Origin of the sequence: Niallia sp. FSL M8-0099 (assembly GCF_038006945.1) — a bacterium.
GTDB classification, from domain to species: Bacteria; Bacillota; Bacilli; order Bacillales; family Cytobacillaceae; genus Niallia; species Niallia circulans.
The window spans coordinates 2,291,160-2,308,921 of record NZ_JBBOWF010000001.1; the positions used below are offsets into that span (position 1 = coordinate 2,291,160).

The 17,762-nt window shown below is 35.9% G+C and carries 14 protein-coding genes and 2 other annotated features; of the genes, 3 read left to right on the forward strand and 11 right to left on the reverse strand.

All coding sequences use genetic code 11. The annotated features are described in order from the left end of the window. Window positions 1-68: 68 nt before the first annotated feature. Window positions 69-1,043 carry a DMT family transporter gene (locus NSQ92_RS11235; RefSeq protein ID WP_047940595.1) on the reverse strand — a complete coding sequence of 325 codons (975 nt, stop codon included), beginning with the start codon at window positions 1,041-1,043 and terminating at the stop codon, window positions 69-71. A gap of 311 nt (window positions 1,044-1,354) precedes the next feature. Here NSQ92_RS11235 and NSQ92_RS11240 point away from each other — a divergent pair, with 311 nt between their 5' ends. Beyond that, window positions 1,355-2,923 (forward strand): IS1182 family transposase, encoded by a 1,569-nt coding sequence (locus NSQ92_RS11240; RefSeq protein WP_341152358.1) that lies wholly within the window; start codon window positions 1,355-1,357, stop codon window positions 2,921-2,923. A gap of 105 nt (window positions 2,924-3,028) precedes the next feature. On the opposite strand, the gene NSQ92_RS11245 is transcribed toward NSQ92_RS11240, so the two are convergent. Beyond that, complete coding sequence (locus NSQ92_RS11245) at window positions 3,029-4,741, reverse strand: ABC transporter ATP-binding protein (RefSeq protein ID WP_095257227.1); 1,713 nt, start codon at window positions 4,739-4,741, stop codon at window positions 3,029-3,031. 461 nt (window positions 4,742-5,202) lie between these two features. Here NSQ92_RS11245 and NSQ92_RS11250 point away from each other — a divergent pair, with 461 nt between their 5' ends. After that, the gene (locus NSQ92_RS11250; protein ID WP_047940593.1) at window positions 5,203-6,126 is read left to right on the forward strand and encodes a LysR family transcriptional regulator; all 924 of its coding nucleotides are present in this window, start codon (window positions 5,203-5,205) and stop codon (window positions 6,124-6,126) included. Window positions 6,127-6,600: 474 nt separating this feature from the next. Here the strand turns inward: NSQ92_RS11250 and trpA are convergent, their stop codons facing one another. From trpA to NSQ92_RS11290, 8 genes are all read right to left on the reverse strand, one after another. Further along, window positions 6,601-7,392 (reverse strand): tryptophan synthase subunit alpha, encoded by a 792-nt coding sequence (trpA, locus tag NSQ92_RS11255; protein ID WP_144546366.1) that lies wholly within the window; start codon window positions 7,390-7,392, stop codon window positions 6,601-6,603. Between the two features lie 4 nt (window positions 7,393-7,396). Beyond that, complete coding sequence (gene trpB / locus NSQ92_RS11260; protein WP_095257224.1) at window positions 7,397-8,593, reverse strand: tryptophan synthase subunit beta; 1,197 nt, start codon at window positions 8,591-8,593, stop codon at window positions 7,397-7,399. A gap of 18 nt (window positions 8,594-8,611) precedes the next feature. Further along, window positions 8,612-9,223 (reverse strand): phosphoribosylanthranilate isomerase, encoded by a 612-nt coding sequence (locus tag NSQ92_RS11265; protein WP_047940590.1) that lies wholly within the window; start codon window positions 9,221-9,223, stop codon window positions 8,612-8,614. Then, window positions 9,220-10,014, reverse strand: a complete 795-nt coding sequence (gene trpC / locus NSQ92_RS11270) for an indole-3-glycerol phosphate synthase TrpC (RefSeq protein ID WP_144546364.1) — start codon at window positions 10,012-10,014, stop codon at window positions 9,220-9,222. The genes NSQ92_RS11265 and trpC overlap by 4 nt, the downstream gene beginning before the upstream one ends. Then, the gene (gene trpD / locus NSQ92_RS11275) at window positions 10,015-11,040 is read right to left on the reverse strand and encodes an anthranilate phosphoribosyltransferase (protein ID WP_095320908.1); all 1,026 of its coding nucleotides are present in this window, start codon (window positions 11,038-11,040) and stop codon (window positions 10,015-10,017) included. Beyond that, window positions 11,037-11,624, reverse strand: coding sequence for an anthranilate synthase component II (locus NSQ92_RS11280; protein WP_095257220.1), 588 nt, complete (start codon window positions 11,622-11,624; stop codon window positions 11,037-11,039). The genes trpD and NSQ92_RS11280 overlap by 4 nt, the downstream gene beginning before the upstream one ends. Continuing rightward, window positions 11,605-13,002 carry an anthranilate synthase component I gene (trpE, locus tag NSQ92_RS11285; RefSeq protein ID WP_095320909.1) on the reverse strand — a complete coding sequence of 466 codons (1,398 nt, stop codon included), beginning with the start codon at window positions 13,000-13,002 and terminating at the stop codon, window positions 11,605-11,607. Before trpE ends, NSQ92_RS11280 begins: the two co-directional genes overlap by 20 nt. Window positions 13,003-13,091: 89 nt before the next feature. Beyond that, window positions 13,092-13,327: a binding site (T-box leader), on the reverse strand. 38 nt (window positions 13,328-13,365) lie between these two features. Then, window positions 13,366-13,614 (reverse strand) — a binding site (T-box leader). 59 nt (window positions 13,615-13,673) lie between these two features. Then, window positions 13,674-14,315: an MOSC domain-containing protein gene (locus NSQ92_RS11290; protein WP_144546363.1), complete on the reverse strand. Its 642-nt coding sequence runs from the start codon at window positions 14,313-14,315 to the stop codon at window positions 13,674-13,676. A gap of 168 nt (window positions 14,316-14,483) precedes the next feature. On the opposite strand from NSQ92_RS11290, the gene NSQ92_RS11295 reads away from it, so the two are divergent. Then, complete coding sequence (locus tag NSQ92_RS11295) at window positions 14,484-15,773, forward strand: MFS transporter (protein ID WP_095257218.1); 1,290 nt, start codon at window positions 14,484-14,486, stop codon at window positions 15,771-15,773. A gap of 82 nt (window positions 15,774-15,855) precedes the next feature. Here NSQ92_RS11295 and NSQ92_RS11300 read toward each other — a convergent pair whose 3' ends face one another. Next, window positions 15,856-17,733, reverse strand: coding sequence for a PTS fructose transporter subunit IIABC (locus NSQ92_RS11300; protein WP_095257217.1), 1,878 nt, complete (start codon window positions 17,731-17,733; stop codon window positions 15,856-15,858). Window positions 17,734-17,762 lie beyond the last annotated feature (29 nt).

A 17,762-nucleotide genomic window follows, 5' to 3' on the forward strand; every position in this document is an offset into this window, starting at 1 on the left:
AAAACTTCATAAAATCATTAGGATTTTAACAAAATTTTTACCTTTCCTTCAACATACGATCATAACATTTATGAAGATGCTTCCATGCTTCTATTTATGTGTATTTTTTTACTTGAATATACACTATGTAAAACCATTCCGAACATAACTAAACAGATACCAAAAAAACTTAAATGACTAGGTAAGGGGGCAGAAAGAAATAGAACTTCTCCTATTAAGGCAAATAAAACTTCTAATGATTGTGTTGCCTCTACCGCTCCTAATTTAATCAAATTGTCTTTTACTAAATCTGTTGCGGCAAAAAATAAGATGGTAGCAATTATCCCGGAAAATATGGCGACTATGGCCGACTGAAACACTTGCTGCTTACTCGGTAATCCTACTGTGTACGCGCCAACACCTGATAATAGAACCCAAAAAGGAATACTAGCTGCAGTCATACCTAATACCCTTTGAAATACATCTAATCTCCCATCACACACCTCCATCATCTTCCGGTTACCTAGTGGGTAGGCAAAGGATGCAATAAGAATTGGAATAAGGCAAAATAATGCATTCTTCAAGGAAATGGATACGGCAAATTCAAGCTGCATAATGATAATACCTAAGACAATTAACATAGAAAAGGTTAAGCTCTTAAAAGGAATTTTCCTTCTCATATTTTGAATACTGCCGTTTTTATCCCTTTTTTGCTCATAAAAAAAGGGAGCAAGCAATGTTCCAGATATAATAGTCAGCTGCCATGTTCCTGCTACCAGCCAACCAGGTCCATATGCCCCTGCCAAACAAATACCTCCATAAAACAAGCCAAATCCTACTGTACTCCAAAGGATCCAAGGAACTGGATTCCTTCTTAATTCTTTCCATACTGCTGTTAAATTCCTTCTCCATCCAACTATTAGGAGCAATAACGGGACCATAAAAAAATAACGCAGAGAAGCACTCCAAATCCAGCTTCCTCCTCCTATTTCCATAGACTGATTTATTACAAAAGTAAACGCAAAAAATAAAGCTGCAAATATCCCTAAAATGATTGGCCTCAATTGTTACCCTCCCTTATTTTTGTTAATCAAAAAACTTATATCCAATATATCGCATATTGGATATTAATAACAATAATTTTTTCATTTCCTTCTAAACTATGTTTTTTGTGTTATTTAATTGTGGATGCTTCTTGTTGTGACCAAATCATAAAAAAAGAGGCTGGGACAAAACCCTCCTCTCAGACGAAAAAAACGGTGAAATTTTACGACAAGTAAAATTTCACCGTTTTGCTTATTTACAATAAAAAATAAGGACAACTTCTGATAAAATTAAGTTACCACACAAAATCTAATCAGAAAGAAGTGTCCTTATGTTTAAAGATTATACCATGAATCAAATCGTTTTACCTTTAGATTTAGAAGTAAAGTTACAAAATAATGATATTGCCTTCCATGTCCATCATTTAGTGGAAAGTATCCCTCAAGAAGCGTTTGAACCATTTCTTCGAAATGAAGGTTGTCCTGCCTATCATCCACGCATGATGCTTAAAATTATTCTATGTGCCTACACTCAATCTGTCTTTTCGGGGCGTAAAATGGAGGCCCTATTAAAAGACAGTATCCGTATGATGTGGTTAGCTCAAGGGTATGAACCAAGCTATCGTACAATTAACCGATTTCGTGTTCAACCAGAAGTAAAAGATTTAATCCGTCAATGTTTTATCCAATTTCGCTGCCAATTGATTGAAGAAAAACTGATCGATCAAGAAGCGATATTTATCGATGGTACAAAGATTGAAGCGAATGCGAATAAATTTACGTTTGTCTGGAAGAAAGCGATTGAGAAATTTCATCAGAGTTTAATCGATAAGTCAAACCAGTTGTACAATGAGTTGCTTGAGAACGAAATCATCCCCCAAATTGAACGGGAAAGTGATGAACAGTTATCATTTGGAGAGCTCACTCAAATGGTTCAAAAAGTAGAAGAAGTAGTGACCGAATATGATAAACAAATGGAAGCATCTTCAGACGTTACTGAACGAAAAGCCTTACGAAGTGAACGAAAATACCCGAAACAAGTGCGTAAACAGTTGATTGATTTTGTCTTGAGAAAACGGAAGTACCAACAGGATCTTAAAATCTTTGGACCACGTAATAGCTATTCTAAAACAGATCTAGATGCGACATTTATGCGAATGAAAGATGATTATATGAAAAACGGGCAATTGAAAGCTGGTTACAATGTACAAATCGCAACGGAAGGTCAATATGCGCTTGCTTATAGTTTATTTCCAAACCCAACAGATACACGTACGTTAATTCCATTTTTAGATGAGATAGAGCAACATTATTTCGAGTTACCGAAACATATTGTTGCAGATGCAGGTTATGGTAGTGAACAAAACTTTAGTGATATTCTCTCAAACAGAAACCGAGAAGCACTGATAACATATAACATGTTTTTGAAGGAACAAAAGAAAAAGTACAAACAAAATACATTTAATCCTGATAACTGGGAATATGATCAAGAAACCGATACATATATATGCCCTAATCAGAAACGTTTAGAATTTCAATATCATTCTGTCCGAACGGACGCTACAGGTTTCCAAAGGAGTTTCAAAATCTACGAGTGCGAAGACTGTTCAGGATGCCCATTCCGCTCATCATGTACCAAGGCAAAAGAAGGAAACAATCGAAAACTAATGGTGAACAAAAAATGGGAACAGCAAAAAGAATATGTGAGAGCGAAGCTTTCAGAAGAGAAAACGAGTGCCATCTATCGAAAACGCAAAACCGATGTGGAACCAGTTTTTGGATTCTTGAAGGCTAATTTGCGTTTCACTCGATTTTCTGTACGAGGAAAATCGAAGGTGGAAAACGAAATGGGTCTCGCGTTAATGGCAGTGAATTTAAGAAAATTCACTGCCATTAACTAAGATAATAGAAGAATTAACATGAAAAAATAGAGAAAGGTGAATTTGAGTCCCCTCAAATTCACCTTTCTCTTTATTAGAGGCTAGTTATGTCCCAGCCTCATACGATTATCGTTGATATTGAACGCGATGAAGGTTAGCAAAAATACCATTACGCTCTAATAATTCATCATGCTTTCCTTCTTCTTCTATCCCATTTTCAGTAACTACTACAATGCGATCAGCATTACGAATAGTTGCAAGCCGATGAGCAATAATTAATGTAGTTCGATTTTTAGCTAGTTCATTTAAAGAATTTTGAATAATTAATTCTGTTTCTGTATCAAGGGCAGAAGTTGCTTCATCCAATATTAAAATTGGCGGGTTCTTTAAGAACATCCGAGCGATGGCAATCCTTTGTTTTTGACCACCAGAAAGCTTTAATCCTCTTTCCCCAATTTGGGTTTCATAGCCATCTGGTAATTTAAGCACTAACTCTTCCAAATGCGCTCTTCTTACTGCCTCGTAAATTTCTTCATCTGTAGCATGTAAATTTCCATACGCTATATTTTCTTTCAGCGTACCTGTAAATAAAAAGACATCTTGCTGTACGATTCCAATTTGTGATCTTAATGAACTCATTGTCATATCACGAATATCGATACCATCAATTTTAATACTACCACTATTTACATCATAAAAACGTGGTATTAATGAACAAATAGTTGTCTTTCCGGCTCCGGATGGACCTACAAAAGCAATTGTTTCACCAGCAGCAATGGAAAGATTGATATTTTTCAAGACAGGATTTTTATCATAACTAAAGGATACATCATTTAAATGGATATTTCCTTTTAATGATTCTACTTCAATTGCATCTTCCCGATCTTGGATTTTTGGTTCAGTATCTAACAACTCCAAGAACCGTTTAAATCCTGCCATTCCTTTCGGATAGAGTTCCAAAATCGCACTAATCTTATCAATCGGTTTTTGCAGTATATTTACAAAAAGGATAAAAGATACTAATTCGCCAATTTTCATCTGATTATTAAAAGTTAACCATGCACCAAATACTAGCACGACTAATGTGAAAAATCGCATTAACATATAAACCGAAGAAGAAGTAATCGACATTACTTTATATGCACCGATTTTGGCTTTACGGAATCTTCGGTTATTCACTGTAAATCGTGAAATCTCAAATTCTTCATTTGTAAATGATTGTACAACACGCACACCAGATACACTATCTTCCACTCTTGCATTGACATCTGCAATATCTCCATACATTTGTCCCCAAGCTTTGTTCATGCTTCGGTTACAGTATGTAATTAACCAAACAAGAATTGGAACAATAAAAATAACGATAAGTGCTAGTTTAATATTAATCGTAAGCATGATCCAAAATGCTCCGACAAATGTCATAATGGCAATAAATAAATCCTCTGGTCCATGATGGGCCAGTTCTCCAATATCAAATAAATCATTGGTAATCCGACTCATAATATGTCCCGTTTTCGTATTATCAAAAAACGAAAAGGATTGTCTTTGCACATGAGTAAATAATTGACCTCTCATATCTGTTTCAATATTAATCCCTAATTTATGTCCCCAAAAGTTAACAATGTATTGAAGAAAAGTACTTATACCATATAATAGCAGCAAACCCACACCTACAGATAAAATACTACTCCAATTTCCTTCTGGAAGAAGTTCATCAATATACCAAGAAACGGCAAGTGGAAATGCCAGCTCTAATAAAGCAACCACTATTGCACTGGAGAAGTCGAGCGTAAATAATTTTTTATGTGGCTTATAATATGTAAAAAAGCGTGTTATCATAATCTTTCTCCTTCACTCCTATCGTTTTAATTACCGTTTTACCAAATAACTAGTTTTTCTCCCCTTTTTTTATTGTTGCAAGATACTATTCTTCCTTTACTTCGATTTTTCCATAGTAAACAATGTAATCTTTTACCAGATTCGAGCGTAATGAGAATCATTATTGATTATATTAGCAATTTACTTTTTCTACAAGAAAAATATTTATCATTTCGAAATAATTAAAGAGGAATAGGAAAATAGGAGTAACGACTGATTGCATATTTTTATTTTTAAAAAAGGAAAAAATTAATTTAGTTAATATTCTTTATTTTTAGATTATTCCATTAATTACTCTTTTTTCTTTAGTAGTTTTTAGTATAATAGATAGAAAGAAGAACTGCCTTTAAATATTAGCTAATCTTGAAAAATGGTATCTTAATGTATCATGTATTCTATGTTCTATAAAGGAGCGTGTTTTTTTGGATTATCATCTCTTAACCTTTGTAACCGTTGCTGAAAAACTGAATTTTACGAGAGCCGCAGAAAGCTTACATATTACGCAATCAGCAGTAACACTTTCTATTAAAGCCTTGGAAAAAAAATATAATGTTACCTTCCTAGACAGAACGAATAAGTATGTAAAACTCACTAAAGCAGGCGAACTCTTTTATTTTCATGCTAAGAAAATTTTATCGGAGTACAAAGAAGTAAATGATTTAATAGAACACCTTTCCGAAAAAAAGAGCCGTCCTCTCACCATCGGTTCAAGCTTTACATTTGGAGAGTATTTACTGCCAAAAATAATGGCTAAAAATGTAAGAATCAACAAAAATCAAGAGAAACCAATGATAAGTATTAGAAATTCCAACCGTATTGTTGATCAACTATTACGTGGAGAAATTGATTTAGGCATCATTGATAGTCCTTTAAAAACACACCCTCACCTCTCCATTACACCTTTTAAAGAAGATGAATTAGTAATCATCGTCAGTAAAAATCATCGATTTGCAAATGAAACATTTGTGGAATTAAGCGATTTATATGAGGAAACTTGGATTTTAAGAGAAGAGGATTCCGGAACGAGGCAGATTATTAATCAGTTTTTTCATGATCAGGCATTCTCCCCGCCGGTGATTCGGTCATTTGGGAGCATACAGATTATTAAAGAATCAATCGAAGCTGATTTAGGCATTTCAATTCTCTCTAAATATGCTATTCAAAAAGAAATTTTCATGGGGAGTCTAAAAATATTACGGATAAAAAATAGACCAATCACCAGATATTTTTCCTATATTATTCCGGAATTTTCTTTTAAACAACATGCAGTTTCCCCGCTGATCAAGGCGCTGACCAAAGAAAATAAACGATTATATCAAAATATAAATTTGGGGAATAATATGTAGTTGAATTCCAGTTTTTATATTCGCAAACAAGATTGTCGAAATTGATAGATGCAAAAAGTAAAGAGCACTTTTAAAAATACGGAAATGAACCTTATATATTTTTAGCAACTATTCAAAAAGAATTGTAACAAGGCGAAATAGCCATTCTATTAAAATATATAATCCCTTTATTAAGCTAAAAGCTAATTATCAGTTTTATATAGAATACTTTCTTCTAATTTTTCTCAAAAGAGTATTAAAAATCCCCAAAAATATTTATTTAATGGAAAAAAATAGAGCAGCCTGAATACACCAAGACTCCCTGTGGGATAGGGTAACAGCTAGCCCAACGGAAAACGAAGTGTATTCAAGCTGCTGGTAAATAAACAGCAGCCCTCACTAAAACCTTCTTTTATATCCTAAACAAATAAAGAATTTTGCAATTTTTTCATATTGTTCACTATTATCACTAAATAAAACACATATGTCCCAATCTTAAATAGCAGGTAATGTATTCCCTTTTTTACTAGCAGCTATTAACGCTTTTATTTCTTCTAATTTATTTTCTGAAAATAGTTGTACAATTTTACTTCCTACAATGACACCATCACAATATTCTGTCATGCTCATAACATGTTCAGGAGAAGAAATTCCAAATCCAGCCAGAACCGGGATAGGACTAACTTCCTTAACCTTTAATAAATGGGCTCCTAAATGATTATGGAAGCTTGAGCGAGATCCCGTTATTCCGGTAACAGTTACAGCATATAAAAAGCCATTTCCTTTTTTGGCAATTTTTTCGATACGATCTAAGGGACTTGTTAAGGTTACTAATCGAATTATTTCCACACGATATTTTGCTGCTGCTTCTTCTAATAATACTTCTTCTTCAACAGGCAGATCAGGAACGATTAATCCATTAATCGCTGCTTCTTCACAATCCTGAAAAAATTTCTCTACTCCATAGGCTAAAATAGGGTTTAAATAAGTCATGATAACAAGCGGAATATTCGTTAACCCTCTAAATGACTGTATAGTTTCTAAAACACCTTTAAGCGTAGTGCCCGCTTGAAGAGAACGAATCCCTGCTGCTTGAATAATAGGTCCATCCGCAACTGGATCAGAAAATGGAATACCAAGTTCAATAGCTGTTGCACCTGCTTCTTCTAGGAAAAGTACTTTCTCCTTTAATGTTTCCAGTCCTCCATCTCCAGCCATGATATATGGAACAAACGCTTTATCCCCTTTATCAAGTACCGCTTTAAAGGCTGCTTCAATTGTTATCATCCTCTTACTCCCCCATTCTTTCCATAACTGTATTTACATCCTTATCTCCTCTACCAGATAAACAAACAATAATTCCTTCCTCTTTATTCATCTTCGCTGCCAGTTTTACTGCATAGCTGATGGCATGTGCACTTTCTAAAGCAGGGATAATCCCTTCAACCTTACAAAGTAATTGAAGTGCTTCGAAGGCTTCGTCATCTGTAACAGATTCATAGATAGCACGACCGATATCATGTAGGAAGCTATGTTCAGGACCAATCCCAGGATAATCTAAGCCAGCTGAAATAGAGTGTGCTTCTTGGATTTGACCGTCTTCGTTTTGCAATAAGTACATATAAGAACCATGCAAAACACCTGGTTTTCCTTTCGACAATGACGCAGCATGTTTATCTGTATCAAGACCATGTCCTGAAGCCTCTACTCCATATAAAGCAACATTTTCCTCCTCAATAAATGGGTAAAAGATTCCCATTGCATTACTACCGCCGCCGATACATGCCACAATCGCCTCAGGTAGCCTGCCGATTTTTTCGATGTATTGTTTTTTCGCTTCTTTACCAATAACACTTTGAAAGTCACGTACCATCATCGGAAATGGATGTGGTCCCATAACAGATCCAAGAATATAATGAGTATCTATCACATTTGTTACCCAATAACGTAAAGCTTCATTACATGCGTCCTTTAAGGTAGCACTTCCAGATGTAACACCAACAACCTTTGCGCCTAACAACTCCATTCGAAAGACATTTAATTTCTGTCTTCGTATGTCCTCTTCTCCCATGAAAATCGTACATTCTAAGTTTAATAGAGCACATGCTGTCGCTGTTGCTACTCCATGCTGGCCAGCTCCTGTTTCTGCGACAACCTTCTTTTTGCCCATTCTTTTTGCAAGGAGCGCCTGTCCAAGAGAGTTGTTGATTTTATGAGCACCAGTATGATTTAGATCCTCTCTTTTCAAATAGATTTTTGCACCGCCAGCATATTTTGTAAGATTTTCTGCATAATATAGCGGTGTTTCTCTGCCTACATAGTCCTTTAAGAGATTATTTAATTCTTCATGAAAAGCGGGATCTTCTTGTGCCTTTTTATATTCCGCTTCAAGTTCTGTTACTGCCAGCATCAGTGTTTCCGGAACATATCTTCCTCCATACATTCCAAAATGGCCGCTTTGATCTGGATAAACATAAGTTTCTGTCATAATAAGCTCCCTCTTTTCTTAAATTTGAACAGTTTTTGCTAATTCTAAAAATACTCTTATTTTTTCTAAATCTTTCTCGCCATCTGTCTCCACGCCGCTGCTTACATCGACCATGAATGGATGGGTGGTTTCTATTGCTTCCGTAAGATTATTTTCGTTTAGCCCGCCGGCAAGAATAACTTTCTTATTGCCAAAGTCATAACCCTTTAACAAATTCCAATCAAACGCTATTCCATTTCCGCCATGATACTTTCCTCTCGGGCTATCAAGTAGTGCATAGTCACAAGGATAAGCTGCCACTTGTTTTAAATCCTCTGGCGTGGAAATACTAAATGCTTTAATGATTGGCAAGGAAAAACTTGCTGCGAATTCTGCCGTTTCATCACCATGAAGTTGAATTACATTGATTCCTGTAACATTCACAATTTTCATTATATTCTCTTTGGACTCATTGACAAAAACGCCTACCTTCATTAAGTCTTTAGGAAGAGTAGCGATAATATCCTTAGCCTGTTTTTCACTTATTTTTCTTTTACTATTTGCAAATACAAAACCAATTGCACTTGCACCATAGCTAACAGCACATGCTGCTGCTTCTATTGTCGTAATTCCGCAAATTTTTACATTCATTCTATCTCCGCCCTTATAGACACTTTCATTTCTTTCATTTTCGTTTCAAGATCCGCTGCTTTCATAAAACTTTCCCCAACTAAAATAGCATTTGCTCCGCTACCACTAACTTTTTGGATATCTGCATATGTGGAGATGCCGCTTTCACTAATCATATACCTGCCACTTTCTTTGATTTTTCCTGCCAGCTTCTCGGTAGTATCTAATGTTACTTCAAATGTTTTTAAATTCCGATTGTTGACCCCAATTAATTCGGCCTTCGTCTTTAAAGCTCTTTCTAACTCTTCTTCATTATGAACCTCTAATAACACTTCAAGTCCAATATCTGTTGCATACGTATATAACTCATGAAGTTCTTTATCTTTTAAAGCTGCAGCAATTAATAGGATAATGTCCGCTCCATAATATTTCGCAAAATCAATTTGAATTTTATCGACGATAAAATCCTTGCAGAGAATCGGCAGATTTACTGTTTCTCTTACTTCCGCCAAATCCTCATATGTTCCTTTGAAAAATGGTGTATCCGTTAAAACAGAAATGGCATCTGCACCATATATTTCATACATTTTCGTCTGTTCCTTAGGATCTTTATCGATATTTATATCCCCTTTTGATGGGGACGCCCGTTTAAACTCAGCTATAATTGCTAAGTTTTCCGCATCCTTCAATTTCTCTATAAAGGATCTTTTTTTAAAAGAATGCTTCTTCGTATGCAGTACTTCCTTTCTCTCATAAAGATCAGCAATTGTTTCTCTTTTTTTGGTAATAATTTTATCTAATATGGTTGTCACTTAAATCCCTGCCCCTTCCAATTCTTTACTAACCTCTACTAATTGGTTTAATTTATAAAGTGCTGCTCCAGAATCAATGCTTTCCTTTGCTAAATGTACTCCCTCTCCAATACTTTCCGCTCTTCCTGCTGTATAAATGCCAATGCCTGCGTTTAACAGGATCGTATCTCGATAAGCACCTTTTTCTCCTTTTAACACTTTTAATAAAAGTGCTGCATTTTCCTTTGCATCGCCTCCACGTATTTGATCATTTGTATAATAGGGAAGATTAACATCATCTGGAGTAAGAATGGTTTTCTCTATTCTTCCATCTTGTAAAATGACAAGTTGATTACTACCTTGTAGGGAAGCTTCATCCATTCCACCTGCTCCATTTAATACTACCGCTCGTTTTCTACCAAGTTTCCGTAAGCTTTCCGCAAAAGTAAGTAATAAATCGCTTCTGTATATTCCTAACACCTGGCTTTCTAAAGAAATTGGATTAGTTAATGGACCAATCAGATTAAATATAGTTGGAAGTTTTAATTCTCGTCGAACCTTCATTATTCTGCCCATTTTCGGCTGCACATGTTGTGCGAATAAGAAAGTGATTCCTACTTCTTCTAATTGCTGCATATTTTGTTCTGGAGTAACATTTAACTTAATGCCAAGCTCTTCTAATACATCCGCACTTCCTGTCTTACTAGATATACTGCGATTTCCGTGTTTAGCGACAGGAATTCCAGCTCCAGCTAACACAAATGCCGAAGTGCTGCTAATATTAAAGCTTTGTGATTTGTCTCCACCTGTACCACAATTATCGATACACCCACTGACTGGTTCAGCAAAAGACAAGGTTTGTTTACGAACGGCTTTTACAATACCCACGATTTCTTCCACTGTTTCTCCCTTCATTTTTAAACTGGTCATAAAAGCAGCAATTTCTGTATCGGTAATGTCATCAGAAAAAAGAAGATCCGCAGCTCCTTCCATTTCTGTTTCGGTTAATGACTTATTCGCCATGATTTTCTCCACATAGTGTTTCATCTCTGCACTTCCTTTCGAGTTTCATTGATAAAATTTTGCAATAATTGCTTCCCGCTCTCAGTCCCGACCGATTCTGGATGAAATTGATAGCCATACAGGGGATAATCTTTATGTTTGATCGCCATAATTTCATGGTCATCAGTTGAACTAGCCAAAACCTCAAAGTCATTCGTTAATGTATCCTTTTTTATAACAAGAGAGTGATAACGCATCACCTCAATCGGTTCCTCCAAAGCATGGAAAAAGGGGTGACCAGTAACTTGTAATGTCGATGTTTTTCCATGCATGACATTTACTGCCTTCACTATCTCTGAACCGAAGGCATAACCAATTGCCTGATGCCCTAAGCAAATCCCTAATATGGGAAATTCCCGATAAAGGGATTGGATAAGTTCAATTAATATGCCTGCATTTTCTGGCCTGCCTGGTCCAGGAGACAAAACAATGCCATGAGGATTTAATGTCCGAATTTCCTCTATAGTTATTTCATCATTTCGAACAACCTTTATCTCTTCTCCCAACTCCCCTAAATATTGAAATAAGTTATACGTAAAAGAATCATAATTATCGACTAATAAAATCATGTTGTCCCTCCAAAAATAATTTTAATTTATGGATTGTTTCTTCATATTCCTTTTCTGGGATGGAGTCGTGAACAATTCCAGCACCAGCTTGAATGTATGCCTTTTTGTCTTTAATAACCATCGTACGGATAGCTAAAGCAAAGTCCATATTCCCATTTTGGGAAAAATAGCCAACAGCACCGGAATAAATACCTCGCTTTGTTCCTTCTAATTCATTTATAATTTGCATTGCTCTAATTTTAGGTGCACCTGACACTGTCCCTGCAGGCAAGCAAGCAATTAGGGCATCTACACATGAGTAATCCTTCTTTAAATCTCCACTAACTTCTGATACAAGGTGCATAACATGCTTAAACTTTTCTACTTTTATATACTTATCAACAGAAACACTGCCAAAATTACTCACTTTGCCAACATCATTCCTTGCTAAATCAACAAGCATTTTATGTTCCGCTAATTCTTTTTCATCTAGCAGTAAATCTTGTTCTAACTGAGCATCCTCTTCCTTCGTCTTACCTCTAGGTCTTGTACCTGCAATAGGATTGGTAATGACGTTGCCATTTATAGTTTTAATCAAGCTCTCAGGCGAACTTCCAAGCACTGCATAATCTGCAAAATCAAAGAAATACATATATGGGGACTGATTTTTGATACGCAGTTTACGATAATAAGAAAAGGGCGATCCTTCTATCTTAGCTGTCATTCTCTGCGAAGGAACTACTTGAAAGATGTCTCCTTCTAAAATATAATGCTTTGCTTTCTTCACTTTCTCCATAAATTGTTCTTTCGATATACTCGCTTGAAAGGGAGTTAACTTTACCTCAGGTGATTCTTCTTTAAATGGTGCTGTAATCTCTAACTTTCTTATCTGCAGGCGGAACTTTAACTCTTTTTCCGTTGTAGTGTCTTTTAATGGGCTAGCAATTAAATAAACTTTAAGTTCTAAATGATCAAAAATTACTAAATCTTCAAAAAACATAAGATGCACATCTGGGATTCCGATTTCATCCTTTGCTTCTGGGCCAATGTTTTCATAAAGTCTGATATTGTCATACCCAACATATCCAAAAGCTCCTGCATTAACTGGCAGTTGAAAGGGAAGTGGCGCTTTTTTTTCAGGCAAAAATTCGCTGATTAAGTCAAGTGCTCTTCCTTTTCTTATTTCTCGCTTTTCCCCTTCCAGAATAGTTGTTTCCAATCCTTTCCCAATAACTTCAAAGGTTGGATCGCAGCCAATGATAGAAAACCTTCCCGAATCTTCGTGTTTTAATGAGCTTTCGAGCAAGAATTTCTTTTTTCCAGATAACCTTTGATAAATACTAATGGGTGTCAGTGTATCTCCTTGGATTTCATCGATTAACAAAATGCTTTTTTCCATCATAAATCCTCCTAGTCAGATGCTTTTGAAAAATGCTCAGCTTTAAAATTCTATAAAAAAAAGTCCCCTATCTGCATGATCATTTGCAAATAGAGGACGATTCATAAACCGCGGTACCACCTCAGGTTAGAGTGAAGCTTCACTCTCTCTTATCGAGTACAATATTATACTCTATCCCGGTAACGGAGGATACCGTCAGGCCATACTTCTTGTTCAAGCCTACACTCAGAAGTCCATTCGGTATAATCAATGTATCGGTTCACACCAGCCACCGACTCTCTTTAACATCTTTCTTATACTTACTACTCTTCATCATTGTTTTTCCCATATTTTTTTGAAAATAAAAAAGGGTCTCTCTCCTATAAAAAGGACGAGAAACCCGTGGTGCCACCTTCATTAGCTTAATTAAATCAAGCTCACTTTAAGAAATCAGTCTTATAAGACAAATTTCTGTCTCTTGTAACGATGAGACATTCGCTAAAGCCTACTACAAAAGTTGGTTCGGTTTAGAAGCTCAGAAGTCCATTCTCTTTATCGTCCACACTGGTTCACACCAACCACCAGCTCTCTGACGTTTTCAATAAAGATACTACTCTTCATCATTGCCGTTCGATATGTTAATTACATAATAGTGAACTCTCACATAAAAGTCAACCATTTTCTTCAAAAATTCATGTAGTTTTTTGAAGTGCCTTTTTATAGCGATTCTTCCAATCTTCTGCTAACTCGTCGATTTGCAGGATTGATTGGATTGCTTCTTTATTTTTACGATCAAGAACCATTACTTTTGTTGCGTCCCAAACTGATATCTTGTTCTGCGGACGTTCTATAAGCTCCATCGTAGAATCTTCGCTGACTACTCCTTCTTCTAGCACCTTAAAAAAATAGCCAGTATAACAAGTTTCCACTATTCTACTTAAAAATGGATCAATCTGATTATATTTTGAAATGGTTGAACATGGTACTCTTCCTTGTGTTACCTGAACAACTGCAGATCCTAACGAAAAGATGTCCCCGATATATGTACTTTTTTCTGTAAATTCCGTTCCGCATATATTTTCCCCAAACGCAGGAGGATTTATTTTTGTTTTAAATTCTTCTTCCCATTTTTTATAATGTTCAAAAGGATAATAACAGACAGCCCTTTCCTTGCCACCATGAAAAGCTGGATTAGCAACACCATCGCCTACAAAACCATCAAACGTTAGAATGACTTCACTCACTTTTTCTTTGCCAATCGCGGAAGAAACGCTTTTATTTTTCCATATAAATGTTTTTTCCTTCCCAATACTAAGTGTGATAATTTTTCCCACGTATAAACACCACCACTATTTTTATTACATCATACCATATAACTATACGAAAAGTGCTAATAAACAAAATGATTAAATCCAGTTTTTGGATGATAGAAAATGCTTTATTTTTTGCCGTGGCTGTACATATTAACTATAGTTAACTATTTGAAAGCAGGGAGAATGAAAATGGATCATGTAAATGATGATAAAAACATAGTAAACCTTACAAACAAAGCACAAAAGACAGCGAAGAAGCAAAATGTCAAGGTTTCGAAAATGGCGATATTCTCACTTTCTTCCATCCCATTAGTAATGACCCTTGGAAACAGTATGCTGATTCCAGTATTGCCAGCTATTGAAAAAAAGCTAGATATATCTTCTTTTCAGGTAAGTATGATTATTACAGTCTATTCTGTTTTAGCGATCATACTAATTCCCGTGGCAGGCTATCTTTCCGATCGTATCGGCCGTAAAAGGGTGATTATTCCCAGCCTAATTATTGCTGGTATTGGCGGAGTAATTTCTGGTTTTGCCGCATGGCTGATGGATAACAGTTACTGGATTATCCTTATCGGACGCGCCCTCCAAGGCGTTGGAGCAGCTGGTGCCTTCCCAATAGTATTGCCTCTAGTAGGTGATTTGTTTAAAGATGAAGAACAAGTTAGTAGTACTTTAGGCGTTATTGAAACAGCAAACACTTTTGGGAAAGTACTTAGTCCCATCCTTGGAGCTTTTTTGGCAGGATTTATTTGGTTCATCCCATTTATGTCTATTCCTGTCTTCTGTTTGGTTTCCATCATTCTAATTTTAATCTTTGTGAAATCTCCAAAAAGTAATGAAAAACCTGTACCATTTAAGGAATTTATACAGCATACAAAAGAAACTATGCATAAAGATAAAAAATGGCTCTATGCCATTTTCTTTATTGGTGTAATCGTTATGTTTGTATTATTTGCCGAAATGTTTTACCTATCAGATATATTAGAAAAGAAATATCATATAAAAAATGTTAAAAAAGGGCTCTATCTTGCTATACCGCTAGGAGCTTTATGTCTTACTTCCTACATTACCGGGAAAAAAATTAAAAAGGACAAAAACTTAATGCGCTGGATTACTTTTATTGGATTGCTTGCAATCATTATTGGTACGATTGCACTTAACTTCTCTGACAATATGTGGTTTATCATTCTCTTTCTAACATTGGCTGGCATAGGTATTGGTGCTAGTTTACCACCTCTAGATGCCCTTATTACAGAGGGAATTGAAAAAAAAGAAAGAGGAACCATTACAAGTATATATAGTAGTATGCGGTTTATCGGAGTCGCAGCAGGACCGCCTATTATGGCGATTTTAATGAAGCATATCGACCATTTACAATTTTATTTATTAAGTGCAGTTACATTAATCGCTGCGATTGCTGCCTTCTTTCGTTTAAAGTATGTCGATGGTCAAGAAGAAAATAAAATAAACCAATAGAAAAATTCTCCATCGGTTCTTTGACCATACTAAAAAAGCTGTAAATTAACGATTATAAGTCAATTTACAGCTTTTTCAATATTTATTTTTGTTGAACAGGCTTCTTTAATAGTCCTAATAATAAGGCTGATATGATCGCACCTATTACAATAGACAATAGGTATAGCCATGGATTTCCATCAACCAATCCAACTACGAACACACCGCCGTGTGGTGCTCTTAAACCGATATGGAAGAACATTGATAGTCCACCCGTAACTGCGGCACCAATTGCAACAGATGGAATAACACGTAATGGATCACCTGCTGCAAAAGGAATAGCACCTTCTGTAATAAAGGAAAGACCCATAATAAAGTTTGTTAAACCTGCATCCTTTTCTTGCTTTGTAAATTTCTTTTTAAATAAAACAGTTGCTAAAGCAATTGCTAATGGCGGAACCATTCCACCGGCCATAATAGCAGCCATTGGCTCAAATACACCATTTGCAATTAGCCCTGTTCCAAAAACATATGCTGATTTATTGATTGGTCCACCCATATCAAATGCCATCATCGCCCCTAAGATAATTCCTAAGAAGACCGCATTACCAGTACCAATATTTGACAGCCAATTGGTCATTCCAGTGTTAATAGCTGTAACAGGTTCCATAATCACATAATTCATAATAATGCCAGTAAAGAAAATTCCTAATAATGGATATAGCAGAATCGTTTTAATACCTTCTAATGATCTAGGAAGTACTTCTAACACTTTCTTTAGACCGACAACTAAATAACCAGCTAAGAAACCGCCGATTAAACCACCAAGAAAACCAGCACCACCTTGAGCAGCCATAAATCCTGCAACCATACCAGGAGCAAAACCAGGACGATCAGCAATACTCATTGCGATAAATCCAGCAAGAACAGGCACTAATAATGCAAAGGCATTATCGCCGCCAATATATTTAATAACCGCAGCAAAAGCATTATAACTCGGATCATTCGGATCAGCTGAGTTATAACCAAACATAAAGGAAATAGCAATTAATATTCCGCCACCAACAACAAATGGCAGCATGTTCGAAACACCGTTCATTAAGTGTCTGTAAATTTGACCACCGATTCCTTTTTTCCCTGCGTTTTCTTCGCTGGAATTAGAACCTGATCCACCATTATATACTGGTGCCTGCTGTTTAATAGCACGATTGATTAATTCTTCAGGCTTACGAATACCATCTGCAACAGGGGTTTCAAGCACATGTTTTCCATTGAAGCGTTCCATTTGCACTTTCGTATCAGCAGCAACAATTACAGCCGTTGCTTTTTCAATTTCCTCTGCTGTCAGAACATTTTTTGCTCCACCGGAACCATTTGTTTCAACCTTAATATCAACACCCATTTCAGCTGCTTTCGCCTTTAATGAATCTGCTGCCATATAGGTATGAGCAATCCCCGTTGGACAAGCAGTTACTGCCACAATAAAATTCTTTTTATCAGCAATATTTTCGTCAGCTGTTTCTTCCTCTACATCATAACTGTCAATTATTGATATTACATCTTGTTTAGAAGCCGCATTTAATAATTTCGAGCGCACTTCTTCTTTAAGCAATAATGTAGATAATCTTGATAGTGCTTCAAGATGAGTATTGTTAGCCCCATCTGGTGCAGCGATCATAAAAAATAAATTTGCCGGCTGTCCATCTAATGATTCATAGTCAACACCACTGCTTGATCGCCCAAACGCAATGGCAGCAGTTTTTACAGCACTCGTTTTTGCATGGGGAATTGCTATTCCTTCACCAATTCCCGTTGTACTTTGCTCTTCTCTTTTTAAAATCGCTTGCTTGTACGTTTCTCTATCTGTTAATTTTCCTGCTGAATGAAGAATATCCACTAACTGATTAATGGCATCAAGCTTTCCATTTCCTTCTATATTCAAAAGGATAGTCTCTTGCGTTAATAATTCTGTAATTTTCATTTTATAACGCTCCCCTTTAATTTTATTTT

Excerpts from the sequence above, each read along its gene's own strand:
- NSQ92_RS11300 (WP_095257217.1), bottom strand. The coding sequence starts at position 17,733 with ATGAAAATTACAGAATTATTAACGCAAGAGACTATCCTTTTGAATATA.
- NSQ92_RS11295 (WP_095257218.1), top strand. The coding sequence starts at position 14,484 with ATGGATCATGTAAATGATGATAAAAACATAGTAAACCTTACAAACAAA.
- trpA (WP_144546366.1), bottom strand. The coding sequence starts at position 7,392 with ATGATAACAATTGAAGCAGCCTTTAAAGCGGTACTTGATAAAGGGGAT.
- NSQ92_RS11240 (WP_341152358.1), top strand. The coding sequence starts at position 1,355 with ATGTTTAAAGATTATACCATGAATCAAATCGTTTTACCTTTAGATTTA.
- NSQ92_RS11245 (WP_095257227.1), bottom strand. The coding sequence starts at position 4,741 with ATGATAACACGCTTTTTTACATATTATAAGCCACATAAAAAATTATTT.
- trpE (WP_095320909.1), bottom strand. The coding sequence starts at position 13,002 with ATGGAAAAAAGCATTTTGTTAATCGATGAAATCCAAGGAGATACACTG.
- trpD (WP_095320908.1), bottom strand. The coding sequence starts at position 11,040 with ATGAAACACTATGTGGAGAAAATCATGGCGAATAAGTCATTAACCGAA.
- trpB (WP_095257224.1), bottom strand. The coding sequence starts at position 8,593 with ATGACAGAAACTTATGTTTATCCAGATCAAAGCGGCCATTTTGGAATG.
- NSQ92_RS11280 (WP_095257220.1), bottom strand. The coding sequence starts at position 11,624 with ATGATTTTATTAGTCGATAATTATGATTCTTTTACGTATAACTTATTT.
- NSQ92_RS11265 (WP_047940590.1), bottom strand. The coding sequence starts at position 9,223 with ATGAATGTAAAAATTTGCGGAATTACGACAATAGAAGCAGCAGCATGT.